This is a genomic window from uncultured Bradyrhizobium sp. (assembly GCF_936943645.1).
In the GTDB taxonomy this organism is placed as follows: domain Bacteria; phylum Pseudomonadota; class Alphaproteobacteria; order Rhizobiales; family Xanthobacteraceae; genus Bradyrhizobium.
The window spans coordinates 236,350-242,865 of sequence record NZ_CAKZJO010000057.1; the positions used below are offsets into that span (position 1 = coordinate 236,350).

The 6,516-nt window shown below is 65.4% G+C and carries 7 protein-coding genes; 2 read left to right on the forward strand and 5 right to left on the reverse strand.

The features are described 5' to 3' along the window. The first annotated feature begins 45 nt into the window (after positions 1–45). Positions 46–1,242, forward strand: coding sequence for an amidohydrolase family protein (locus Q0743_RS17425; RefSeq protein ID WP_298242737.1), 1,197 nt, complete (start codon positions 46–48; stop codon positions 1,240–1,242). 125 nt (positions 1,243–1,367) lie between these two features. After that, the gene (locus Q0743_RS17430) at positions 1,368–2,057 is read left to right on the forward strand and encodes a hypothetical protein (RefSeq protein WP_298242738.1); all 690 of its coding nucleotides are present in this window, start codon (positions 1,368–1,370) and stop codon (positions 2,055–2,057) included. A gap of 4 nt (positions 2,058–2,061) precedes the next feature. On the opposite strand, the gene Q0743_RS17435 is transcribed toward Q0743_RS17430, so the two are convergent. The 5 genes from Q0743_RS17435 to Q0743_RS17455 all read right to left on the reverse strand — a co-directional run bounded on the left by Q0743_RS17435 (position 2,062) and on the right by Q0743_RS17455 (position 6,430). Then, positions 2,062–2,451: a hypothetical protein gene (locus tag Q0743_RS17435; RefSeq protein ID WP_298242739.1), complete on the reverse strand. Its 390-nt coding sequence runs from the start codon at positions 2,449–2,451 to the stop codon at positions 2,062–2,064. Between the two features lie 130 nt (positions 2,452–2,581). Further along, a complete protein-coding gene (locus Q0743_RS17440; protein WP_298242740.1) occupies positions 2,582–3,037 on the reverse strand; it encodes a MarR family winged helix-turn-helix transcriptional regulator in 456 nt (151 codons plus the stop codon). A gap of 14 nt (positions 3,038–3,051) precedes the next feature. Beyond that, a complete protein-coding gene (locus tag Q0743_RS17445) occupies positions 3,052–3,756 on the reverse strand; it encodes an ABC transporter ATP-binding protein (RefSeq protein ID WP_298242741.1) in 705 nt (234 codons plus the stop codon). Then, a complete protein-coding gene (locus Q0743_RS17450; protein WP_298242742.1) occupies positions 3,753–4,544 on the reverse strand; it encodes an ABC transporter ATP-binding protein in 792 nt (263 codons plus the stop codon). The genes Q0743_RS17445 and Q0743_RS17450 overlap by 4 nt, the downstream gene beginning before the upstream one ends. Beyond that, positions 4,541–6,430, reverse strand: coding sequence for an ABC transporter permease (locus Q0743_RS17455; RefSeq protein ID WP_298242743.1), 1,890 nt, complete (start codon positions 6,428–6,430; stop codon positions 4,541–4,543). The genes Q0743_RS17450 and Q0743_RS17455 overlap by 4 nt, the downstream gene beginning before the upstream one ends. Positions 6,431–6,516: the final 86 nt, after the last annotated feature.

Here is a 6,516-nt window from a genome sequence, read left to right on the forward strand (position 1 = left end):
GCCCAAGATCGACAGCGTTGCAGTTAGGAATAAGGAGCCCCTTCCATGGCGCATGACGCACCCCAGGCCACCGGACCCTCGAAGCTCGTGATCCGGAATATCGGCCTGATCCTGTCCGGCGCCCTGGAAAAGCCGATCCTGGACGGCGACACCATCGTCGCCGAGAACGGCAAGATCACCGCGATCGGCCGCTACAAGGACCTCGACACCGAAGGCGCGACCACTATCGTCGATGCCAACGGCACCACGGTGACCCCCGGCCTGATCGACAGCCACGTCCACCCCGTCGCGGGCGACTGGACACCGCGCCAGAACCAGATCAACTGGATCGACAGCTCGCTCCATGGCGGCATCACCACCATGATCTCGGCGGGCGAGGTCCACATGCCCGGCCGCCCCCGCGACGTCGTCGGCCTCAAGGCCATGGCGATCTTCGCCCAGCGCGCGTTCTGGACCTTGCGTCCGGGCGGCGTGAAGGTTCACGCCGGCGCGCCGGTGATCGAATGCGAAATGGTCGAGGAAGACTTCAAGGAGATGGCCGCCGCCGGCGTCAAGCTGCTCGGCGAAGTCGGCCTCGGCGGCGTCAAGGACGGCCCGACCGCGCGCAAGATGGTCGGCTGGGCCCGCAAATACGGCATCCAGAGCACGATCCACACCGGTGGCCCCTCGATCCCCGGCTCCGGCCTGATCGACAAGGACGTGGTGCTGGAAGCCGACACCGACGTGGTCGGCCACATCAATGGCGGCCACACCGCGCTGCCCGACGACCAGATCCGCTGCATCTGCGAGGGCTGCAAGCGCGGGCTCGAGATCGTTCATAACGGCAACGAGCGTTCAGCGCTCTACACGCTGCGCATCGCACGCGAAATGAACGAGCTGCATCGCGTGATCCTCGGCACCGACGGGCCGGCCGGCTCCGGCGTGCAGCCGCTCGGCATCCTGCGCATGGTCTCGATGCTGTCCTCGATCGGCGAATTGCCGGCCGAGATCGCGTTCTGCCTCGCCACCGGCAACACCGCGCGGATGCGGCAGCTCGATTGCGGCCTGATCGAAGTCGGCCGCGCCGCGGATTTCGTCATCATGGACAAGGCCCAGCACTCGCCGGGCAAGACCATCCTGGAGAGCGTGCAGCTCGGTGACCTCCCCGGCATCGGCATGACCATCATCGACGGCATCGTGCGCACTCAGCGCAGCCGTAATACGCCGCCGGCCGGCCGGGTGCCGGAGGTGGTGGCGAAGTGACGCAGCCGGAGCGGCGCGCCGCTCCTCATCGTCCCTTGAAGTCGTTGAACAAGTCTGCGGCCTCAAGCGTCTAACGCAGGCAGCCCTCGGCGGCGGCAGTTCATTGCTGGACCATCGAGGGAGACATGAAGACCTCATCACGGATCGCCATCGGCGTTGCTGCCGCAGTGGCGGGCTATGTCGCAAGCTTCGTGCTGCTTTCCCTGGTCGATTTCGGCAACCGGGCGGATCCCATCACGGCAGGTCTGATGGGGCTGTTCGTCTACGCCCCCGTCGGGGCAATCGGTGGCGCGGTGCTCGCCCATTGGCTGGTGGCACGCTCCGGCAAAGAGACCAGCAACGGCAGCGTCGCGCGAAACAGTCTGAAATCGCTCGGAATCGTCGTCCTGCTCTGCGTTGCAGGTATCGGCGCCTACATTGCCTACGCCTATGCGACAGCGACGCCCTGGCTCAACCGGAACGGCGCCAATCCCCTGCTTGTATTCGAGGTCCGCTTTCCCGCCGGCGTTACAGTGCCGACATCAGCCCAGGGCATCACCATCGAACTGCAAACCGACCTCAACACCATGCCGGGCGAAGTGACCCCTGCCGCGTTCCATCGCGACGGCGACCAGCCCGTGATCGCCGGCGAAGTCGAGCTGGCGTTTCGAACCTCGCACCGGCAGCTCGCCGTCAGCATCGAGGGCCAGCCGAGCCGGGTCTATCCGATCGATCTGACGTCACGCGCGCCACATACGCCGGAGTTCGGAACGTGGCGGCGCCTCGGCGACGGCAGCGAGATCCGCTACCGGGCCAAATGGCCGGGAAAAACGTAAGCGATCAGCGCTTCTTCGTGATCTCACACCGCACGTAAGTCTGGCGCTTGGCCTGCCCGACCGGGCCGTTGTCCATCACCAGCCTGCCGTCCGCCGCGATGGAGACGCGCGGGTTTGAACGAAACTTCTCGCCCTCGCCTTCGCAGGCGAGCTTCATTGTCCAGCCGAGCTTTCCGTCAGCCGTGATCTCGCTGGCGCGGCACCGCGTCTCGTACCAGTACAGGCGATTGCCGCCTTCGATGCTCATGCGGTTCGGACTGTCGTCGTTGCGGCAGTCCTTTCTTGTGGAGGCCCAGAAGCCTTCGTACGGATGCGCGGCAAAGACGGACGCGCATTGGCTCGCGAGCGCGGCACCGAGGCTCAAGACCAAAGCAAACCGCGTCGTCGCTCTCATGACACCAGACCTCGACAAGCCTTCATCGAGGTTAGTCGCCCGATACTCCATCATGTTCAACAGGTGCCGTAGGGTAGGCAAAGCGCTCCGCGCCTTTGCCCACCCTACGAGACCGTCCACGGTCCCGTCTTCACCGCAGCTTGTTCAACAGCGCCATCAGCATCTCGCGCTCCTTGGCGTCGAGCGGCGCCAGCGTTTCGCGGGTGATGGCGAGCGCATTCGGGGCGAGCTTTTCCGCAAGCTGCTGGCCGGCGCGCGTGAGGCTGACCAGAAGCCGCCGTCCGTCCTCGGGATCCTGGCTGGTCTCGGTGAGGCCCCGCGCCGTCAGGCGGTCGATCACGCCCTTGATGGTCGCAACGTCCATCGCAGTGAGACGACCGAGCTGATTCTGCGAACACGCCCCCGTCTCGGCGAGCTTCGACAATGCCGCCCATTGCGTCGGCGTCAGATTGGTGCCGATATCGCGGGAGAAGATCGAGCTGTGGCGCTGCCAGACTTGGCGGAGGATGAAGCCGACCTGCTCGTCGAGCACATAGGACGATTTGGCCGGCTTGACGCCCTTCTTCACCGCAACGCTTCTCGCCATCCGTCCCCCGCCTCTCACAATGACAAATGCGCGTCGCGGATGTCCGGACGCGCGTCGAGCTCGGCCATGGTGCCGCCGAAGCAGATCCGGCCGCGCTCGATGATGTAGGCGCGATCCGAGATCAGCCGCGCGAAATGCAGATTCTGCTCGGAGACGACGATGCTGACGCCCTCCTTCTTCATGGTCAGGATGGCATCGACCATCTGCTCCACGATCTTCGGCGAGAGGCCTTCCGAGGGCTCGTCGAGCAGCACCAGCGACGGATTGCCCATCAGCGTGCGCGCGATGGTGAGCATCTGCTGCTCGCCGCCGCTCATGCGCCCGCCCGGACGGTTCTTCATCTCGCCGAGATTTGGAAACAGCGTGAACAGTTTTTCGCGCGTCCAGTACGGCGCGTTCGGACGCTTGGGCTGCTTGCCGACTTCGAGATTCTCCTCGACGGTCAGGTCGGTGAAGATCCGCCGCTCCTCCGGCACATAGCCGAGGCCTTCGCGCACGATCTCGTGCGTCGGCTTTGCCGAGACGTCTTTGCCCTCGAACATGATGCGACCGGTTCGCTGCGCGACGAGGCCGACGATCGAGCGGAAGGTGGTCGACTTGCCGGCGCCGTTACGGCCGAGCAGCGCCACAACCTCACCCTCCCCGACCTCGAATCCGATATCGAACAGGATATGCGCCGGGCCGTAATGGCTGTTGAGGTCCTGCACCGTGAGCTTCATGCCGAGGCTCCCTCGCGATGGCGGGCATCGTAGACGAGGCCCTCGCCGAGATAGACCGCCTGCACCTGCGGATTCCCGCGCACCTCGGCCGGCGAGCCCTCGGCAATGAGCGTGCCGCGGTTGAGCACGAGGATGCGATCGGCATGCTCGAACACCACGTCCATGTCGTGTTCGGTGAAGAGCACCCCGATCGATTTTTCGCGTGCAATCTGCGCCGTGAGCCGCATCAGGTCGACGCGCTCGCGCGGCGCCATGCCGGCTGTCGGCTCGTCCATCAACAGCAGCTTCGGCTGGTTGGCGAGCGCCACCGCAAGCTCGAGCCGCTTGAGGTCGCCATAAGCGAGCTCGCCGCAGGGACGATCCGCGTAACCGCCCATGCCGACCAGCTCGAGCAGACGGCCGGCCTCGGCGCGGTCGAATTTCGTCGCCGAGCCGAACAGGTTGAACAGCTGCTTGCCATGCGAGATCAGCGCGACCTGCACGTTCTCGCGCACCGTCATGGTGGCGAAGGTCGCAGTGATCTGAAACGTGCGCCCGACGCCGAGCCGCCAGACCTCGCGCGGCTTCCTGCCGGTGATCTCTTCGCCGAGCAGGCGAACGTGGCCGGTATCGGGCTTGTTCTGGCCGTTGAGCATGTCGAAACAGGTGCTCTTGCCCGCACCGTTCGGACCGATCAGTGCGAGGATCTCACCGGCGCGCAGCGAGAACGACACGCCGCGCACGGCATGGATGCCGCCATAGGACTTGGTCAGGCCTTCGACCGCGAGAAGTGGAGGTGCAACGCTCATTCGGCAGACTCGATCGGCTTGGCAAGCAAGGGGGATCCCGGCGGCGGCGACTTCCTGCGGCGCTGCGCCAGCATCTCCAGCACGCCGACGATGCCCTTGGGGAAGACGACGACGATCAACATGATGAAGCCGCCGAGCACGAGCTTCGACAGATCGGTCTGGCTGACCAGCCAAATGTTCAGCGCCTTGTAGACGATGGCGCCGATCACCGCGCCCGACACCGTCTCGACGCCGCCGAGCAGCACCATGACCAGCGCATCGACGGAGAGCGAGATCCCGAGATTGTCGGGGAAGACGCTGCCCTTCAGATACGCGAACAGGGCACCGCCGATGCCGGCGGTGGTGCCTGCGATCACGAAGGCCGTCCACTGGATACGCTTGGCGTTGATGCCGACCGCTTCCGAGCGCAGAAGGGAGTCGCGCGTGGCCCGGAGCGCATAGCCGAACGGCGAGAACACCATGGCCCGCAGCGCGATGGTCACCAGCGCCGCGACGCCGAGCGCCAGCCAATAGAAGTGCGACGGGCTCGCCGCCCAGCTCGAAGGCCAGACGCCCAATATGCCGTTGTCGCCGCCGGTAACGCTCACCCATTGGAACGCGATCGACCAGACGATCTGTGCAAAAGCCAGTGTCAGCATCGCGAAATAGACACCGGAGAGCTGCACGGCGAAGAAGCCGAACACGGCAGCCCCCAGGCAGCCGAGCAGCGGTCCGAGCAGCAGGCAGACGATCATCGGCAACCCCGCCATCTTGGCAAGGAAGGCGACGCCATAGGCGCCGAGGCCGAAATAGGCGGCATGACCGAAGGACGCGAGGCCGCCGACCGACATCAGGAAGTGCAGAGAGACCGCGAAGATCACGAAGATTGCGATCTCCGAGCCGACGGTCAGCGCGTAATTGCCGGCGAACAGCGGCAGCGTCGCCGCGACGACGAGGGCTGCCAGCGCCGCGAGCCGCTCGTTCGACGTCAGCGGACGCCACGGATTGACGGTGAGGCCCGGCGTCTTGCGTGCGGCCGCCTCGGGCTTGCCGAACAGGCCCCAGGGCCGCACGATCAGCACCACCGCCATCACTAGGAAGACCAGGATGATGGAAATCTTCGGGAAGATCAGGATGCCGAAGGCGTTGAGCTCGGAGACCAGCACCGCCGCGACGAAAGCGCCGACGATGCTGCCGAGGCCGCCGATCACGACGACGACAAAGACCTCGACGATGATGCGCAGATCCATCGCGTGATGCACGGCGTCACGCGGGATCTGCAGCGCGCCGCCGAGCGCGGCGAGGAAGACGCCGACTGCGAACACCGAGGTGAACAGCCATTTCTGATTGACGCCGAGCGCTGCGACCATGTCGCGGTCCTGCGTCGCCGCGCGCACCAGCACACCCCAGCGCGTACGTTGAAACAGCAGCCAGAGGATGCCGAGCACGACGGGCCCGAGCACGATCAGGAACAGATCATAGCTCGGGATGTTCTGGCCGAAGAAGTCCACCGCGCCTTTGAAGCCCGGCGCACGGCGGCCGACGAGATCGTCAGGCCCCCAGATCAGCACGACGAGATCCTCGACCATCAGGGTCAGGCCAAAGGTCGCGAGCAGCTGGAACAGCTCGGGCGCGTGATAGATCCGGCGCAGCAGCACCATCTCGACAATGACGCCGATCAGCGCCACCGCAAGCGCGGCCAGCACGATGCTGCCCCAGAAGCCGAACGCGCCCGACAGCCGCTCGGTCAGCGTGAAGGCGATGTAGGCGCCGATCATGTAGAAGGCGCCGTGCGCGAAATTGACGATCCGTGTCACGCCGAAGATGATCGACAGGCCCGAGGCCACCAGGAACAGCGACGCCGCACTGGCGAGACCGGTCAGAAACTGTACGACGTAAAAGGCCATCGGCGGTCCGGGTTAGGTGTTGCGCGCCGCGGCACGCGGGTCTTGGTTCACCTCTCCCCGCTTGCGGGGAGAGGTCGAATTGCGAA

Bases quoted from the DNA above. Each gene is read 5' to 3' on its own strand.
- Q0743_RS17425 (WP_298242737.1), top strand. From the start codon at position 46: ATGGCGCATGACGCACCCCAGGCCACCGGACCCTCGAAGCTCGTGATC.
- Q0743_RS17430 (WP_298242738.1), top strand. From the start codon at position 1,368: ATGAAGACCTCATCACGGATCGCCATCGGCGTTGCTGCCGCAGTGGCG.
- Q0743_RS17435 (WP_298242739.1), bottom strand. From the start codon at position 2,451: ATGAGAGCGACGACGCGGTTTGCTTTGGTCTTGAGCCTCGGTGCCGCG.
- Q0743_RS17440 (WP_298242740.1), bottom strand. From the start codon at position 3,037: ATGGCGAGAAGCGTTGCGGTGAAGAAGGGCGTCAAGCCGGCCAAATCG.
- Q0743_RS17445 (WP_298242741.1), bottom strand. From the start codon at position 3,756: ATGAAGCTCACGGTGCAGGACCTCAACAGCCATTACGGCCCGGCGCAT.
- Q0743_RS17450 (WP_298242742.1), bottom strand. From the start codon at position 4,544: ATGAGCGTTGCACCTCCACTTCTCGCGGTCGAAGGCCTGACCAAGTCC.
- Q0743_RS17455 (WP_298242743.1), bottom strand. From the start codon at position 6,430: ATGGCCTTTTACGTCGTACAGTTTCTGACCGGTCTCGCCAGTGCGGCG.